Genomic DNA, 16,574 nt, shown 5'->3' with positions numbered 1-16,574 from the left:
ATCGTCATTCATCTGTCCATTCTTTGTATTTACGCTCTAAGGTTTTTCTTGCAACACCAAGCTGACGCGCGGCGGCTGATTTATTACCATCACTGGCATCCACAACCTGCATAATATGTGCTTTCTCAACGTCTTTTAACGTCCAAGTGACGGGGTAACAATATTGTTCTTCACCTTCATCGTGACATTGACATGGTCGTTGAGGATATGCAGCATTCACCGCTAATTCTGCCGCAGTTATCGCATCGACGCCTGTTACTGCTAACGCGGTAACTGGCAATGCATCACCTTGTAATTCTCGCCAATAATCTGCTGGTGGTTTACCCAATAGAATGCAACGTTCCATCATATTTCGTAATTCACGAATATTACCCGGCCATGAATAAGCTTGCATTGCCAAAATATCTTCATGGGTCCAATTGATGGCTTTCATGCCTAAGTCTTTTGATAACTGCAGCGTAAAATGATGACTTAATGATGGAATATCTTCTACTCGCTCACGTAATGATGGCAAATCAATGGTGAGAACATTTAATCGATAGTACAAATCACGACGAAAACGCCCTTCTTCAACTTCAAGCTTTAAATTACGGTTGGTCGCGGCAACAATGCGAACATCAATTTGAATCTCTCGCTCTGAACCCACCGGACGAATCGCTTTTTGTTCTAAGGCGCGTAACAATGACGATTGCATTGCCAGTGGCATTTCACCAATTTCATCTAAAAATAAGGTGCCGTTATTCGCCACTCGAAACAAACCTTCTCGGCTTTTCTTTGCGCCAGTAAATGCCCCTGATACATGACCAAACAATTCACTTTCTAACAGTTCGGGTGCAATGGCAGCACAGTTAATCGGCACAAAAGGCCCAGTACGCTTGCTTAATTGATGTAATGCTCGTGCCACCAATTCTTTACCTGTGCCCGATTCGCCTTCGACTAATACCGCAGCAATAGACGGCGCAACTTGGGCTATCAGCTTTTTCATCTTTTGTGTCGCTGGCGCATCACCAATGATATCTACTGGATAGCTGCGCTCAACGTCTCGTTGCAATGCGAAATTTTGACGTTCAACTAATCGACGTTCAATACAGCGACTCACTGATTGCATCATTTGGTCAAGATTAAACGGTTTGAGAATAAAATCAGACGCGCCAGCACGTAATGCTTGAATCGCCATTTCTAAATCAGCATAGCCGGTCATAAAGATCACATCACTACGACGGGTTGTTGGGTCAAACGCTTCATGCCACTCAATACCAGAACGACCGGGTAAGTTAATATCAACAATTAATAAATCAAAATGACAACGCTTACGAATTTCTTCAGCCTCTTCAATACTTCCCGCAGTATCAACCTGAGCAAACTTTTTACTTAACGCTTTCTTTAAAATCGTGCGCATTCCTGGTTCATCATCAACCACTAATACAGAAACCGCAGTCCACGATGAGGACAAACTAAAATCAGACATAAATATAGAGACATTTTAACCACACTAAAATTTGCGACATTTTGTCTCACTATCAATCATTAAGTCAAAACTGTTTAATCACCCGGTAAAACTTCGGTTACCTTTAACTTATTTCACGTAATATTTGATACCTAAATCACATAATTAACGTTATTAATCAACATTTAAAATATGGCACTTTTATTGCTTATAACTGATCAATGCTATTAATTGAAATGATGTGGGTCATTTTGCCGCACGTATTCGGTACAACTCACCTATCACTCATCATCTATGGCTTTTTAATACAAACCAATCGATCAGGAACGTTGATGAATTTTTTAAAAACGACTTTAGTTATTCTAGGCTGCGCATCGGCAACAATGGCTTATGCAACCACAGAAACCACAGCAAATAAGACGGTACGCCTAGCAACAACCACCAGCACTTATCACTCAGGATTACTTGATTACTTATTACCTGTATTTACTAAAGATACCGGATACACCGTCGAAGTATTAGCGGCAGGCACAGGTAAAGCATTAAGTATGGGTGAACATGGTGATGTCGATTTAGTCATGACCCACGCGCCACAATCAGAAGCGCAATTTGTTGAGAAAGGCTTTGGGGTGTTACCACGTAATTTGATGTACAACGATTTCGTTTTAGTCGGCCCTAAAAATGATCCGGCAAAAATCAAAGGCGATAAAGATGTTGCCCACGCATTAAAAGAAATCGCAACAGATAATGCGGTATTTATTTCTCGTGGTGATGATTCAGGAACAAATAAAAAAGAACTTAATATCTGGGCACAAACCAAAATGGAACCTAATTTCGGTGGTTATAAAGCCGTAGGTCAAGGTATGGGTCCAACGTTGAATATGGCATCAGAATTACAAGCCTACACATTAACGGATCGTGGTACATGGTTAGCGTATGAAACCAAGCTTGATCTTGAAATCATGGTTGAGGGTGATAAGCGTTTATTTAATCCTTACCAAGTGATTCTGATTAACCCAAGCCGTTACCCTGATCTTAACTACCAAGGCGCTAAAACATTCAGTGATTGGTTAGTGAATCCTAAAGCACAAAAATTAATCAATAATTACCAACGCCACGGCAAGCAATTATTCGTTGCTGATGCTCAAACGCTATAAAAGGTAATACCTTAATTTAATATGTTTTTTCGTCGATGATGCGTTATTGAATGCATAATTCATTATGGGATCACAGTTATTGCATTGAGCCTTAGTGCTAATAACATCAATGATGACATCATCGGCGTATTTTTTAGGTTAGAACAAACACTACCATGAATATTTGGCAGACAACTCAGCAAGCGACCCAACTTCTCTTGAGCGGCGATAGTGCACTTTGGGGTATTGTTGGGGTATCATTTTCCGTGTCTCTTTTTGCCATCGCTTTAGTTATTATCCCCTCTTTATTAATTGCCTTTGCATTAGCTTACGGTAAATTCCCAGGTCGTTGGCTAACACTGTCTTTAATTAATACCCTGCAATCGGTACCGACGGTTGTGATTGGTTTACTGCTTTATATGCTGCTCTCACGTGCAGGTCCATTGGGTGATTGGCAAATGCTGTTTACTCAAAAAGCGATGATATTAGGTCAAGTACTGATCTGTTTCCCACTATTAGTGTCAATGATGCACGCGGCATTTCAAAACAGTGACCGTCGCGCATGGGAAACAGCACTTACATTAGGCTCTAGCTATCCTCGCGCATTACTTAGTTTGATGTGGGAAAGTCGATTTCCGTTACTTGCCGCTATTGTTGCTTCTTTTAGCCGTGTGATCACCGAAGTCGGTTGTTCAATGATGGTCGGTGGCAATATTCTCAATTCAACTCGAAACATTCCTACCGCAATAGCCCTTGAAAGCTCAAAAGGTGCATTTTCTCAGGGTGTTGCCTTAGGAATGGTGTTACTTATTTTAGCCTTAGGTCTAAACTTTATTTTATCTATCGCCCGTGGCAAAGCCCATTTGCGAACCAACTAAACCGAGGCCTCACTAATGACTCATGCTTCCATTCAGGCTCTCGACCTCTCGGTTCGCTTTAAAAGTCGATTGCTTTTCCATATTCCACAGCTCAATCTTGCCCCTCGTGATGCCGTTTATTTAACGGGCGATAACGGGGTTGGTAAAACGACCTTATTGAAAGTATTAGCGGGATTACAAAAACCAACGACAGGCAAGGTTAATATTCATCAACATACTTTTTTAAAACGCCTCTTTAGTGGATGCTATGAAGGGAGTATTATCTACTTACACCAAACACCGTATATGTTTGATGCAACAGTGTTTAACAATGTATGCTATGGACTAAGGTTTGCAATTAAAGATCGCCAAAAACGTCGCAATGAAGCCATTAATGCACTACGTATGGTCGGTCTTGAAACCTTAGCTGATGAACATGTTTCGGTTTTGTCTGGTGGTGAACGCCAACGCGTCGCAATGGCACGTGCATGGGTCCTTAAACCTAGTGTGTTATTAATGGATGAATCCAGTGCCAGCATGGATCAAGAATCCATCAATCGCCAAGTTATTTTAGCGAAAGATTTATTAGCGCGTGGTAGTAGCTTAGTGATCACCAGCCACCAGCAAAATGCACTCACTGCACTTTGTCGCCGACAATGGACAATCAATGACACCCAATTAATTGAACGAGCTGATCTTCAACTCGTTACAGATATCAAAAACAATAAGGATAATTATGCCTACGCCTGAACAAACCCATTGGGTCATTTTAGCGGGTGGTCAAGCCAGCCGTATGGGAGGCAATGATAAAGGCCTGATTGAACTTGCAGGTAAACCCTTTATTCAACATGTTATTGATACACTTACACCACAAACATCTCATATCAGTATTAATGCCAACCGTAACCAAGACATCTACTGTCAATACGGTGAAGTGTTTGGTGATAGCATTGAAAACTATCCTGGCCCACTCGGCGGCATGCATGCTGCACTGCATCATATTGATAACGATTGGATTGGCTTCGTCCCATGTGATTGCCCACAATTACCCCATGATTTAGTGGTAAGAATGGCATCAGCATGTCAACCCGATACTGATATAGCAGTAGCGCATAACGGCGACTATATTCAACCTGTTGTCACCCTGCTTCATCGTCGTATTTTGCCTAAACTGGAAGCCTTTTTAGCCAATGGCGATCGCAAGATCATTTTGCTTTATCGTCAATGCAATATGATCACCGTTGATTTTAGTGACCAAACTGATGCTTTTATTAACCTCAACACCCCTGAGGAATTATCACAATTTGGAGAACGCCATGAATCAAATTAACGCCTCAGTACCATTATTAGGCTTTGCTGCATTCAGTGGTACGGGTAAAACAACCCTTCTTGAAGCCATATTACCTAAATTGGTTGAGCGTGGTTTGCGCGTGGCGGTAATAAAACATGCGCACCATGATTTTGATCTTGATGAACCCGGTAAAGATAGCTACCGATTACGCAAAGCAGGCGCAAGCCAAATGCTCATCTCCTCGCGTTATCGCCGCGCACAAATCACTGAAACCCCAACAACTGAGGCTACTTTACCGTATTTAATTTGCCAATTAGATCAAACCCAATTGGATCTTATTTTAGTTGAGGGGTTCAAGAAGCTCGACTTCCCTAAAATTGAGTTACATCGTCAAGCCATTAACAAGCCGTGGTTATATCAAGACGATAACAATATTATTGCGATTGCGAGTGACATTAAAACAGACACAACCTTAGCGCAGATAAGCATTGATGATATCGAACAGTTAACCGATTTTGTGGTTCAATTCAGTCGCCAGTCACAACAGTATCCAATAAAAACAGCAAGTTGTGATGATATTCAACCACAAGGGATGTTGTCGGTTGATGAAGGTCGATCCCGTATTCTTGATCAAATAAAACCCCTTGATAACCCTCAAACGGTTGAGCTAAAACAAGCGCTAGGCCATATCGTACATACAGACATTCTTTCACCAGTGAATGTGCCGCAACATACAAATTCAGCCATGGACGGTTATGCGATTCGCGGCACTGATATTGACCTTAATAGCTACACGGTTGTCGGTCAGGTTTTAGCGGGACATCATTATCCGCATCCGTTACAAATGGGTGAAGCCGTACGTATTATGACTGGCGCGCCTGTTCCTCAACATGCTGATACCGTTATTATGCGAGAGCAAGCACAACAAGATGGTGACACCGTCACGTTTAATCTTTCTATGGGTGCTATTAAGGCCGGTCAAAATGTTCGTTTAGCCGGTGAAGATCTTGCTATTGATCAAATTGCAGTAGCTAAAGGACAAACAATCACCGCGCCTGAATTAGGGATGGTTGCCTCCTTAGGGCTAGATAAGATCACCATCAACTCGCCTATTCGCGTCGCCATTTTCTCAACCGGTGATGAAGTACAAGCTCCCGGTGAAGCACAACAGCAAAACTGTATTTATGATTCAAACCGTTATAGCTTATTTGCTTTACTGACTCGTCTCGGCTGTGAAGTGGTTGATTTGGGTATCATTGAAGACAGTGAAACAGCACTTGAAGCCACATTACGCCAAGCCAGCCAACAAGCAGATATGATTTTATCATCAGGCGGTGTTTCTGTTGGCGATGCTGACTACATTAAAACCGTACTTGATAAGTTAGGAAAAATTGATTTTTGGCGGATCAACATGCGTCCTGGACGTCCATTAGCGTTTGGACATATTGATAATGTACCGTTCTTTGGTTTACCGGGTAACCCTGTGGCTGTGATGGTGACATTCTTACAATTTGTAGAGCCTGCAATTCGTAAACAGCAAGGTTACCAACATTGGCAACCACAAACCTACACTGCAATCGCGGCTGAACCTTTACGTTCTCGCCTTGGACGCACCGAATATTTACGTGGCTATTTTAATTGGGATGCCAATGGTCGTCTTACCGTTAAAAGTATTGGTTCACAAGGCTCAGGGATCTTACGCTCAATGAGTGAAGCTAATTGCTTAATAGAAATACCACCAAAACAAGAACATGCGCATATTGGCGATAAAGTTACCGTAATTCCACTAAAATTACGCTTATAGACAATAATACAATTAACGATAAAACAACTATAAAGCTAAGCTCATTACTTTCAGCTTAGCTTTTTTATCCAAGTATCATAGCTATCTATTTTGTCAACATATGTATTTACATTAATATCATCTGGCTAGACCATTAAAGCGATATTTATGTTGTAGAATAGCCCTAGTCTTATTTTTAGGTATTATAAGTAAACATGTTTTTAGATTCATATTACTCAGATAACAACGGTGAATTATCTTTTACTCGTGAGCAAGCAAGCCATTTTGCAAAACGCGTAGCCGGTGACTTTAACCCTATTCACGATGAAGATAACAAGCGTTTTTGTGTACCTGGCGATCTGCTATTTTCTGTTCTTTTAGCGAATGTTGGCCTGAGCCAAAAAATGCGCTTCGAATTTGCAGGTATGATCAATGAATCAAGCTGCCTACTTATAGACATAAAAACCCCTACAGAACTGTCCGTGATCGACTGTAAGGGAAAAGTGTACATGGATGTCATTCGTAGCGGTGAAACAACAACAAATGAAGTACTAATTTCACAAGTTACTAAAAACTATGTGCAGTTTTCTGGAATGAACTTTCCTCACATCATGGTACCTTTGATGAAATCAAAAGACATCATGATCAATCCAGCGCGCCCATTAGTAATCTATGAATGTATGGAACTTGATTTCACACGTTTAGATCTAACAGCACCGACGGTTGAACTCACTGACTCTATTATTGAAGTAGAAGGCAAGCGTGGTTACGTCACTCTGCGTTTTTGCTTTAAAGAAAATGGAGAAATTGTAGGCACAGGTAGTAAGCGCATGTTGATGAGTGGACTCAAACCTTACTGCCAAGAGAGTATTGATGATTTAGTTACACGTTTTAATGAACGTAAAGACAAATTCAACGCTATCAACAGCTAATAAGTACTACTGTCCTTTTTAAGAAAAAGCCCAACCAATACTTATCTTTCTCACTGAAAGTATATAATAATTGATTGGGCTTTTTTACTCTTACACTAGAGCATAAACTGATTATAATTGGTATTGGTATTAGCCATTATTATTCACCACTCTTTGAATCACCTTCAGATGCTAGTGGTAAATATAATCGAGACCGTAAGCCCGGATTATTATCACTGAAAACCAATTCGCCATTATGACGAACAACCACCGCCTCAACCAACGATAACCCTAACCCAAATCCTTGATGAGTACGGCTGCGATCAGCGCGGAACATTGGCTCACGAATACGCTCTTTATCTTCATCAGATACCCCCATACCATTATCAGTGACTACAATACCAAAATGATCGACAACCACATTAATAACACCATGTTCAGGTGTGTACTTAATTGCATTCTCAACCAAATTATATACCGCCCTAAATAAGAGACTGGGCTCGCCTTGCAATCGGTATTGTTCATCTTCTCGAAATGTTAGCTGCTGATACTTCTCATCTGAAATCGGTGATAAAAACTCAACAACATCACGACACACTTGTGATAAATCGACCCATTCTTTATCAATATGTTGCTTACCACTGTTTAAATTAGCAATTTCTAACATACCATTAAACATACCAAGTAAGACTTCGAGATCATCATGACAGGCTTCTAATTCTTGTGTATGTGGTGCTGTTTGTTGGGTTAATAACCGTTCTAACCGTAGTTTCATTCGTGCGATTGGTGTACGTAAATCATGCGCCATTCCAACAGAGAGAGCTTTTAGTGAGGTCTCTTTTTTCTCAACCTGTTCAATCAAAAAGTTAAGATGTATGGCTAACACATCAAATTCATCATCATTCTCACTAACCGGTAATTTAACCCCTTTCTCTCCTAAAATAACCCGATTCATTCCATGATTAACACGGGCTAATTTTTTTAATATTACAATGGCAAATAAAGAAGCACCTGCTAGCATAAGAATCACTGGAACAGCAATACCAGACAGTAACATTGGAATCACTGTCTGCCGATAGGCTTGCATAAACTGAGGATTAATCTTTATTACTAATTCCATACCTAAAGGCAGAGCCACCACTTGAGATAATTGAGTTGTTTTACTCGGGCCAAAGAGAAATGATGCCGTTGGATATAATCCAATATCATCAACAACATGTTTTGCCGACCGAATAACATAACTAAATGTGGTATTGTTTTTTTTACGTTCCGCTATCGTTTTATACAATGCAGGACTATTACCTTTACTCACCATCATTGTAAATAAATTAGCTTCATTGACTAAATCACGTTTTAATTGCTGGTGGTAAAATGTTTCAGAACTAACGACTACCTGATTGATAAATAGAATGAAAATAATAGCGACACAGGTAATAAAATACATCAATACTTTAAAAATTGTTGATCGCGACAGGTTTTCAGACCCGGCGTAAGACATAACCAGCTCCTCGAACGGTATGAATTAAACTAGGCTCACCTTCAAGTTCTAATTTTTTACGCAAATTAGCTATATGGACATCAATCACATTGGTTTTTGGATCAAAATGATAACTCCAAACAGATTCAAATAGACTCATGCGAGAAACAACACTTTCAACATGTTCCATTAAGTATTGCAGTAGCAAGAACTCTTTTTGTTGTAAGTTAATTATCCGAGATCCACGCCATACACGATGTGATTTTATATCCAGCCGTAAATCATCATAACTATATTCTGACGAAACAATAGCCACCAATTGATTGCGTTTAACAAGGATCTTAGCGCGTGCCACTAATTCTGCTAATGCAAATGGCTTTGTCAAATAATCATCACTGCCTGCTGTTAATCCTACAACGCGATCTTCAACACTGTCCATCGCACTTAATATCAGCACTGGCGTGTGATTCTCAGTGGCTCTTAGTGCAGCAAGTACTTTTAAACCATCTAATTGCGGTAACATCCGATCTAAAACAATGAGTTGATACTCGCAACTGGTTGCCATCATTAATCCTTGATGGCCATCTTCAGCTTCATCTACCACAAACCCATGTTCTCGTAATCCACGAGCAACAAACTCTCGAGTGGTAAGGTCATCTTCAATTACTAATATTTTCATTTCATACCTAGATCTATTTACTCATTGATATTTTTTCATGGCACTTATGCATTATACACAGTCCACCTTTATTTTTTGAATATATCGATTTGTCATCCATCTAAGCTAAATATATGATTATTCCACTATTAATACTGTTAAAAACTTTTAATAAAAAAATATTAAACTGAACTTTTTTTAGAATAAACAATCAGATATATCATTATAAAACACAAATAACTAAAGCAGCCAATTTATGCATTTTTTAACACTACTAGATCCAGTCAAAGAGATGACTGGCGTAACCTTCCCTATACTGATGTTTTTAATTTCTGGCATTATAATACTGACTGTTTCACGGACCTTTTTATGTATCTGGCAAAGAAATCGAGTCTCTAACGTTCGAGGTTGGAAAGTAATATTTATCTCTGGTTTGCGAATGGATATCGTCAGTATGTGTTATTTACTGATCTTACCCTGTCTTATTACACCACTTGCTATTGGGGTTCCTTATCTAAGTCAGATTTGGTTGATAATACTTCCAATATGGATCACCTTTGGATTATGGCTTCTAGTCTACATGGAAGCAGCAACGCCTTTTTTCATTAAAGAATATGATGTACGACCAAACCGTTTATTTGTCGAATATCTTATTTATCCGAAAGAAGTCATGAGTATGATGTGGAGTGGTTACAAACTTGAGCTAGCGCTTGGACTGATCATTTCACTGACAACCGTTTATTTTGGCTGGATTTTTTCAAATTACCTCGTTCAAGATCTTCAGACTCCAAACTGGTACTGGCGTCCAGTCATCGCTCTTAGTACAGTAGCATTGTGTGTATTAGGTGCCCGTTCGACACTTGGTCATCGTGCGATTAATCCATCGATGATCGCATTTTCACACGATAATCTTATGAATGATTTACCCCTCAATTCATCCTATTCTGTACTGTACGCGATGAAGCTAATGCGAAAAATAGTTGATTCATCTACGATATATCCGCCCATGAAAACAAGCGATATTATTCACACCCTACAAGAAAACAGCCAATTAACGGCTAAAGCGTTCACCCAGCCATTATTACCAACACTGGCATATCATCAAGCGAGTAATACAGGTAAGCGTAAGAACATTGTGATTTTACTACAAGAAAGTCTTGGGGCTCGCTTTGTCGGTGGGCTAGGTGGCCTACCACTAACACCCAACCTAGATAAACTGATGCAAGAAAGTTGGAACCTAACCCGATTATATGCAACGGGAACACGATCTATTCGTGGTATTGAGGCCGTTACTACCGGCTTTTTCCCAACCCCTGCTAATGCTGTGGTGAAATTACCTAAAAGCCAAAATAACTTTTATTCAATCGCTCAGACGCTTAAAGCAGAGAATTACCATACTCAATTTATCTACGCGGGAGAAAGTCATTTCGATAATATGAAAGGCTTCTTATTGGGTAATGGATTTGTTGATATACAAGATTTACCTACGTTTCATAATCCAGAGTTTATTGGATCATGGGGGGCATGCGACGAAGATCTTTATAACAAAGCGCATGAACAGTTCAGTATGCTTACTGAACAAAATAAGCCGTTTTTCAGCCTTGTATTTACCACAACGAATCACTCACCTTACGATTACCCACAAGGTAAAATAGAACCGTATAATCACCCATCTGCAACACGGGAAAATACCGTTAAATATTCAGATTTCGCTCTTGGACAATTTATAGAGCAAGCGAAAAAGTCAGATTATTGGGACGATACTATTTTTGTACTTGTTGCTGATCATGATTCACGTGCCTACGGTGATCAAATAGTACCAATAGATTGCTTTCATATTCCAGCCGTGATTTTTGGTGGTGGCGTTGCTGCCCATGAAGATAATCGTTTAGCAAGTCAGCTTGATCTACCACCAACTTTATTATCCATGGCGGGCATCAGTGCTAATCACCCAATGATGGGTCATGACCTAACCAAAGACGTTGCAGAACATAAGCAAAGAGCTGTCATGCAATATCATAATAACTTTGCATGGCTAAACAATGACAACCATGCGATTGTTTTCCAGCCAAATAAAGACATCATGACCTTTCACTATGATCCTACAAGTCACATATTAATACCAAGTGAATTACCAGATGACGAAATAAAAACAGCAAATGCATTCGCGTTATGGGGAAGCCTATCTTATAAACAAGACTTCTATCAATGGAATAAAATAGAATCCGCACAACATACAATGCCTCAACAATGACCGGTTTACTGCAGATAGTTTAAACGCTATTAATGAAACTCACCGACTTACTCAGGGGTAATATACTCACACCTGAGTAAGTCAGTAAGGCATCCAAAGCCATTATTGAATACAACATCCGCCTCTTTAATCGCTAGCCATAACGTGGTCAAGTAAAACTGGCTACTAGACTATCAATCCCACATTGCTGTTATATCAATACCTATTGATCCTTCCCGTTTGACTCATTAAGCAATTATCCTTAAAAATAAGACTCAAAAAACATTCAATGTTATATGAACACATCCCCTCAAAAGCTGCGGAAGAAAATCTACTGATGTTATGTTCAGTTTATTACTAGCAAATTATTAGCAAAAAAAAACGGTCTACCAAAAGGTAGACCGTTTAACGCGACCATAGGGGGAAGTTATGAAATCGCGAATACTGTATTTTGCTTAATCAATGATGCTTATAGCGCTTTCATTTGGTTAGCAATAATTTCAGCTTGTGGACCAATAATAACTTGAAGGTTATTTGAGCCTACGTTTACAACACCCTTCGCACCCAACTGCTTTAGTTTGGCATCATTGATGATTGAACGGTCAACAATACCTAGACGAAGACGAGTAATACACGCAGAGATATCCGTTAAGTTATCTTTACCACCTAGTGCTTCTAGATATTGTACGGCTAAATCAGCCTTGCTATCAGAAGTCGGGTTTGAGTCTTCTGCTGGTGCATCTTCGCGGCCAGGTGTTTTAAGATTAAACATCTTAATTGCACTAACAAAAATCACGAAGTAGATAACACCAACCACTAAGCCCATTGGAATAATTTCCCAAGAATTGTGCGCTGCGGGAGCGTTATAATTCAAGATGTAATCAATCAAGCCTGACGAGAAGCTAAATGCCATATGAATGTTAAGCATTGATGCAACAACAATACTGACACCCATTAGAATAGCGTGTACTAAGTACAAACCAGGTGCTAGAAACATAAACATGAATTCGATTGGTTCAGTGATACCTGTTAGGAATGCAGTCAATGCCACACTCAATAACATACCACCTACAACTTTCTTGTTTTCTTTCTTAGCCGTTACATAGAATGCTAATGCTGCACTTGGAAGACCAAACATTACTACTGGGAAGAAACCACTTAGAATTCGTCCTGCAGATGGGTCACCTGCGAAGAAGCGTGAAATTTCACCTGTAACAATCTGACCAGTTGCAGGATCTGTGTAGTTACCAAACACAAACCAAACCATACTGTTAAGAATGTGGTGCAAACCAAGTGGAATCAATAGACGGTTAGCAACACCATATACGAACTCACCAGGGACACCACTTGTTAGAATCCACTTACCTAAATGGTTGATAGCATCCTGAACAGGAGGCCATACAAGACTAAAGGCAAAAGCAAGAACCAATGCAACTAAACCTGTGATGATAGGAACAAAACGCTTACCACCAAAGAAGCCAAGGAACTCTGGCAATTTAATTGCGTGGAAACGGTTGTATAACAAGCCTGCACATACACCAATAATAATACCACCAGCAACACCAGGGTCGACATCAGCATTAAGTGTCTTCATTGCAGCCATCATAATGAAGTAACCAACCGCGGCTGCAATTGCTGCTGCTGCTGAGTTATCTTTCGAAAAACCACCAGCAACACCCATTGCAAATAGCAGGGCTAAGTTTGTGAAAACTGCCTGACCACCTGCTGCAATAAAAGGTATATTTAATAGATCGGGTTGTCCGATACGCAATAAAATACCAGCAATAGGCAATACTGCGATCGGAAACATTATCGCGTTTCCGAGCTTTTGGAAATGTCCAAGAATACTCATTCCCTTCTCCATGTCATCACATCAAAATTAATAAACAACAAATGTCGTTTAAGCATGTGCTAACCATACAGTAGTTAGCTAAACTTAGTTTAAGATAAACATTAAGTTTTCTTAATGTTGGCTCAATTTCACGTGACAGCCCTCACAATTTAAGAAATATCACAAGAATACATCAAGAAAAAATACAATTTTTACATTATGGCAACCATTGTTTTTGTAAGTATTATGCTTATTTTTCATTATCTGATTGTTGAATAAATGAGAAAAATGAACGTTACCTGACAAATAAGCATAGAATGTGTTTTTCAGCGATATACTTAATGACATTCAAGCTAATTTATGCGAAAAATGCTTCCGCTTTAAATTATGAAAAAAATGTCAATTTTCTGACAGTTTATATTTTTTTTATGGCCTACTTACATAATTATACAATGATAAGATTGAACTTCCTCCATGATGACTTTTATATCTAAGAAACTCCCTAACTTTATTGCATTAGCCTTATTTGCAATCTTGCTTTTTATTGCTATTCATATCTTCCCCGTACCGGTCTTAACTATGCCGGTGAGTGACGCTGCGGGCATATCCTTTGCTTTATTAACCGATAGTGCGGGGAGTCCATTCTTCCTTATCACTGCGGCGTTACTGTGCCTTATACCTGTATTTCTAAAATTACCAAAGAAAACCATCACTAAAGTATGGATTCAATTTGGTATTTTACTTGTGCTAAGTTTCGTGACTAAAACGGTATTGAAGCATGAAACAGCAATACCTCGTCCTTATACTTACGAACTACAAGCATTACACTTAGTCGATTCACCAGCAGACTTCTATGCATTAGATTCAACCGCGAAAGAGAATGTTGTGAAACAAGCAGGGGCATATATTAGTCCTTGGCGTTTACGCAGTTGGGAAGGCGAAACTAACTACTCTTTCCCATCAGGCCATACTATCTTCGCTGCTATTTGTGTGCTGTTCTGGGGTGGTTTCTTTATTCGTAGAGGTAATTATCTTGTTGCGGGTGGATTAATCATTTGGGCAACAGGTGTGGGTATAAGTCGTTTATGGCTAGGTATGCACTTCCCTTCTGATGTGATGGGTTCCATACTCTCAGCGGCAGTGCTTTACTTCTTTATCCCTGAATGGGACGAAAATGCAAAGAAAAATAAACAAAAAAAATAGCATAAAACCGTAACATCAAAAAAGGCTCATCGCATTATGCTATGAGCCTTTTTTATAGCATAAATAACCTTAGATCACTCTTAGATAGCACTCGGTGTATGTTCATACTCAACAACAAGTTGATTACCAACATACGTTACTTTCTTAATTTCACCGTCAAAGATAAACGTATTTTTAACGATAGAATTAGTTAACGATCCTTTTTGTACGGCTTCACGTAACGAAGGTAGAATTAACACTGGGTCAATATTTAAAATGCCACAAAAATCATTCACAAACTGATGATGAATAACAGAATCCCCTCGCAGAATGTTTGAAAATTCAAGTTGCGTTAACTCCAGTTTTTTAGCCATTTCTATTTGAGTTATACGCATTTTTGCTTTGTAGCTCATCCATGTATCGTGCAAAACTCGACGATCTTTTTCTGTATATTGCATTTTCTTTCCTAAAAGCGCTTTCAATACATTGAATAAACCCAACGTTATTCATCACTGCGCGCAGTGGTGAATTTAAACGAATTGATTTTTTTCATCCATAAATTAGCTGTAAGAATATGTGTCAGTTTTTTATGCCAGTAATATAATATAGATATACTTAATACTTTATTACAAGTTATTCGTTGTTGAATTGCAGATTAAACCTATAATGCACGAAAATAATAAAGGATAAGCTAATCATCAAAATGATACACCATTGGGTATATTTTATTGTACATAGTGTACTTATCATAACTGTATTCACTAATACAGCGTATGCGTACACCACAAAAATAACACCAACACCAATGTCGCATTGTAGCAGCATGAACGATAGCGCCTGTTGCGAAAATAACGCTACTATTGAACAACTTATAACAACACTCGCTAACAATTCAATTTGTGGTGATGGGTGTAATAGCGATGATTGCTCGTCACAAACCCAACACCAACCTGCACTATTACCTAGCTTTAGTTTTCAATCATTCCGTTGTGCCGAAGTGCTAATGAATGAACTCTGCCATCCTCCTCGTTATTATCATGAACCATTACTAAAACCGCCGATGGCATAAAGTGTGATATCAGCTTTAAACACTTTACTTACATCATCTGCTTTGCACTCATTACATTATTAATGTGCAAACTTGTTATTTTAGGAATGTCATCATGATCATCAAACGTACTCTATTAACATGTGCTCTTTTTATCTCAGCTACTGCGTCTGCCACTACTGCACCTATCATCAAAGGCACTAATTACTTATCGCCGTATTGTGGTTGCTGTAAAGAGTGGATAACGCATATGAAAGATAATGGCTTTGAGCTCGAAAGTGTTTATCAAGAAAACCTAACGCCAACTAAAATTAAGTTAGGAGTATTACCTGAGTATGCATCTTGCCATACGGCTCAAATTGAAGGTTACACTTTTGAAGGCCACATCCCTGCGGCTGACATCAAACGCTTTTTGGCAAGTAAGCCAACACGAATGAAAGGACTGGCTGTTGGTGGTATGCCAATGGGATCACCAGGCATGGAATATGGCGATAAGAAAGACAGTTATAACGTGGTCGCTTTTGATGACAAGGGCCGTACTATGGTATGGGCAAGTCATAACTAATCACTAGATAAAATAAAGGTTGGCGCTAAATATTTAGCGCTAACCTTCTTATCATTAAACTCTTCTATAGTTAAAAAGTAACGTCAAACCACAACATCACACTTAAATAAACTACTTAATTATTATCTTGATAGCTTTAATTCAGCGATTAAACG

At 39.2% G+C, this 16,574-nt stretch carries 15 protein-coding genes; 10 read left to right on the top strand and 5 right to left on the bottom strand.

Annotated elements, in window-relative coordinates; all coding sequences use genetic code 11:
• Window positions 1-4: 4 nt before the first annotated feature.
• Window positions 5-1,468, bottom strand: a complete 1,464-nt coding sequence (locus BTO21_RS04875; protein ID WP_065193691.1) for a sigma-54-dependent transcriptional regulator — start codon at window positions 1,466-1,468, stop codon at window positions 5-7.
• A gap of 362 nt (window positions 1,469-1,830) precedes the next feature.
• Here BTO21_RS04875 and BTO21_RS04870 point away from each other — a divergent pair, with 362 nt between their 5' ends.
• The 6 genes from BTO21_RS04870 (at window position 1,831) to BTO21_RS04845 (ending at window position 7,446) form a co-directional block, all read left to right on the top strand.
• Window positions 1,831-2,604, top strand: a complete 774-nt coding sequence (locus BTO21_RS04870) for an ABC transporter substrate-binding protein (RefSeq protein ID WP_232572991.1) — start codon at window positions 1,831-1,833, stop codon at window positions 2,602-2,604.
• Window positions 2,605-2,759: 155 nt separating this feature from the next.
• Complete coding sequence (locus BTO21_RS04865; RefSeq protein ID WP_045030407.1) at window positions 2,760-3,461, top strand: ABC transporter permease; 702 nt, start codon at window positions 2,760-2,762, stop codon at window positions 3,459-3,461.
• Between the two features lie 15 nt (window positions 3,462-3,476).
• On the top strand, window positions 3,477-4,190 hold the full coding sequence (locus tag BTO21_RS04860) for an ATP-binding cassette domain-containing protein (RefSeq protein ID WP_045030406.1): 714 nt from the start codon (window positions 3,477-3,479) through the stop codon (window positions 4,188-4,190).
• Entirely contained in the window at window positions 4,177-4,770 is a 594-nt protein-coding gene (gene mobA, locus BTO21_RS04855) for a molybdenum cofactor guanylyltransferase MobA (RefSeq protein ID WP_045030405.1), read from the top strand. The genes BTO21_RS04860 and mobA overlap by 14 nt, the downstream gene beginning before the upstream one ends.
• Window positions 4,757-6,535, top strand: a complete 1,779-nt coding sequence (locus tag BTO21_RS04850) for a bifunctional molybdopterin-guanine dinucleotide biosynthesis adaptor protein MobB/molybdopterin molybdotransferase MoeA (RefSeq protein ID WP_045030403.1) — start codon at window positions 4,757-4,759, stop codon at window positions 6,533-6,535. Before mobA ends, BTO21_RS04850 begins: the two co-directional genes overlap by 14 nt.
• 194 nt (window positions 6,536-6,729) lie before the next feature.
• Window positions 6,730-7,446 carry a DUF3581 domain-containing protein gene (locus BTO21_RS04845; RefSeq protein ID WP_045030401.1) on the top strand — a complete coding sequence of 239 codons (717 nt, stop codon included), beginning with the start codon at window positions 6,730-6,732 and terminating at the stop codon, window positions 7,444-7,446.
• 139 nt (window positions 7,447-7,585) lie between these two features.
• Here BTO21_RS04845 and BTO21_RS04840 read toward each other — a convergent pair whose 3' ends face one another.
• Both BTO21_RS04840 and BTO21_RS04835 read right to left on the bottom strand, forming a co-directional pair.
• A complete protein-coding gene (locus tag BTO21_RS04840; protein WP_045030396.1) occupies window positions 7,586-8,923 on the bottom strand; it encodes a sensor histidine kinase in 1,338 nt (445 codons plus the stop codon).
• Window positions 8,904-9,581, bottom strand: coding sequence for a response regulator transcription factor (locus tag BTO21_RS04835; protein ID WP_045030394.1), 678 nt, complete (start codon window positions 9,579-9,581; stop codon window positions 8,904-8,906). Before BTO21_RS04835 ends, BTO21_RS04840 begins: the two co-directional genes overlap by 20 nt.
• A gap of 235 nt (window positions 9,582-9,816) precedes the next feature.
• Between BTO21_RS04835 and BTO21_RS04830 the strand changes: the two genes are divergently transcribed.
• The gene (locus BTO21_RS04830) at window positions 9,817-11,814 is read left to right on the top strand and encodes an LTA synthase family protein (protein WP_052672675.1); all 1,998 of its coding nucleotides are present in this window, start codon (window positions 9,817-9,819) and stop codon (window positions 11,812-11,814) included.
• Between the two features lie 448 nt (window positions 11,815-12,262).
• On the opposite strand, the gene nagE is transcribed toward BTO21_RS04830, so the two are convergent.
• Complete coding sequence (nagE, locus tag BTO21_RS04825; RefSeq protein WP_045030392.1) at window positions 12,263-13,645, bottom strand: N-acetylglucosamine-specific PTS transporter subunit IIBC; 1,383 nt, start codon at window positions 13,643-13,645, stop codon at window positions 12,263-12,265.
• 453 nt (window positions 13,646-14,098) lie between these two features.
• On the opposite strand from nagE, the gene BTO21_RS04820 reads away from it, so the two are divergent.
• The gene (locus BTO21_RS04820; RefSeq protein ID WP_045030388.1) at window positions 14,099-14,827 is read left to right on the top strand and encodes a phosphatase PAP2 family protein; all 729 of its coding nucleotides are present in this window, start codon (window positions 14,099-14,101) and stop codon (window positions 14,825-14,827) included.
• 80 nt (window positions 14,828-14,907) lie between these two features.
• On the opposite strand, the gene BTO21_RS04815 is transcribed toward BTO21_RS04820, so the two are convergent.
• On the bottom strand, window positions 14,908-15,264 hold the full coding sequence (locus BTO21_RS04815) for an L-threonine 3-dehydrogenase (RefSeq protein ID WP_045030386.1): 357 nt from the start codon (window positions 15,262-15,264) through the stop codon (window positions 14,908-14,910).
• A gap of 365 nt (window positions 15,265-15,629) precedes the next feature.
• Here BTO21_RS04815 and BTO21_RS04810 point away from each other — a divergent pair, with 365 nt between their 5' ends.
• Both BTO21_RS04810 and BTO21_RS04805 read left to right on the top strand, forming a co-directional pair.
• Window positions 15,630-15,875, top strand: coding sequence for a hypothetical protein (locus BTO21_RS04810; RefSeq protein ID WP_045030385.1), 246 nt, complete (start codon window positions 15,630-15,632; stop codon window positions 15,873-15,875).
• A gap of 94 nt (window positions 15,876-15,969) precedes the next feature.
• Window positions 15,970-16,419 carry a DUF411 domain-containing protein gene (locus BTO21_RS04805; RefSeq protein ID WP_045030383.1) on the top strand — a complete coding sequence of 150 codons (450 nt, stop codon included), beginning with the start codon at window positions 15,970-15,972 and terminating at the stop codon, window positions 16,417-16,419.
• Window positions 16,420-16,574: the final 155 nt, after the last annotated feature.

It is taken from the genome of Photobacterium phosphoreum (genome assembly GCF_002954725.1).
Taxonomy (GTDB): Bacteria; Pseudomonadota; Gammaproteobacteria; order Enterobacterales; family Vibrionaceae; genus Photobacterium; species Photobacterium phosphoreum.
This window is presented reverse-complemented; position numbering and strand designations above follow the sequence as displayed.

Bases quoted from the DNA above. Each gene is read 5' to 3' on its own strand.
- nagE (WP_045030392.1), bottom strand. From the start codon at position 13,645: ATGAGTATTCTTGGACATTTCCAAAAGCTCGGAAACGCGATAATGTTT.
- BTO21_RS04805 (WP_045030383.1), top strand. From the start codon at position 15,970: ATGATCATCAAACGTACTCTATTAACATGTGCTCTTTTTATCTCAGCT.
- BTO21_RS04820 (WP_045030388.1), top strand. From the start codon at position 14,099: ATGATGACTTTTATATCTAAGAAACTCCCTAACTTTATTGCATTAGCC.
- BTO21_RS04850 (WP_045030403.1), top strand. From the start codon at position 4,757: ATGAATCAAATTAACGCCTCAGTACCATTATTAGGCTTTGCTGCATTC.
- BTO21_RS04835 (WP_045030394.1), bottom strand. From the start codon at position 9,581: ATGAAAATATTAGTAATTGAAGATGACCTTACCACTCGAGAGTTTGTT.
- BTO21_RS04865 (WP_045030407.1), top strand. From the start codon at position 2,760: ATGAATATTTGGCAGACAACTCAGCAAGCGACCCAACTTCTCTTGAGC.
- BTO21_RS04810 (WP_045030385.1), top strand. From the start codon at position 15,630: ATGAACGATAGCGCCTGTTGCGAAAATAACGCTACTATTGAACAACTT.
- BTO21_RS04840 (WP_045030396.1), bottom strand. From the start codon at position 8,923: ATGTCTTACGCCGGGTCTGAAAACCTGTCGCGATCAACAATTTTTAAA.
- BTO21_RS04830 (WP_052672675.1), top strand. From the start codon at position 9,817: ATGCATTTTTTAACACTACTAGATCCAGTCAAAGAGATGACTGGCGTA.
- mobA (WP_045030405.1), top strand. From the start codon at position 4,177: ATGCCTACGCCTGAACAAACCCATTGGGTCATTTTAGCGGGTGGTCAA.
- BTO21_RS04870 (WP_232572991.1), top strand. From the start codon at position 1,831: ATGGCTTATGCAACCACAGAAACCACAGCAAATAAGACGGTACGCCTA.
- BTO21_RS04815 (WP_045030386.1), bottom strand. From the start codon at position 15,264: ATGCAATATACAGAAAAAGATCGTCGAGTTTTGCACGATACATGGATG.
- BTO21_RS04875 (WP_065193691.1), bottom strand. From the start codon at position 1,468: ATGTCTGATTTTAGTTTGTCCTCATCGTGGACTGCGGTTTCTGTATTA.
- BTO21_RS04860 (WP_045030406.1), top strand. From the start codon at position 3,477: ATGACTCATGCTTCCATTCAGGCTCTCGACCTCTCGGTTCGCTTTAAA.
- BTO21_RS04845 (WP_045030401.1), top strand. From the start codon at position 6,730: ATGTTTTTAGATTCATATTACTCAGATAACAACGGTGAATTATCTTTT.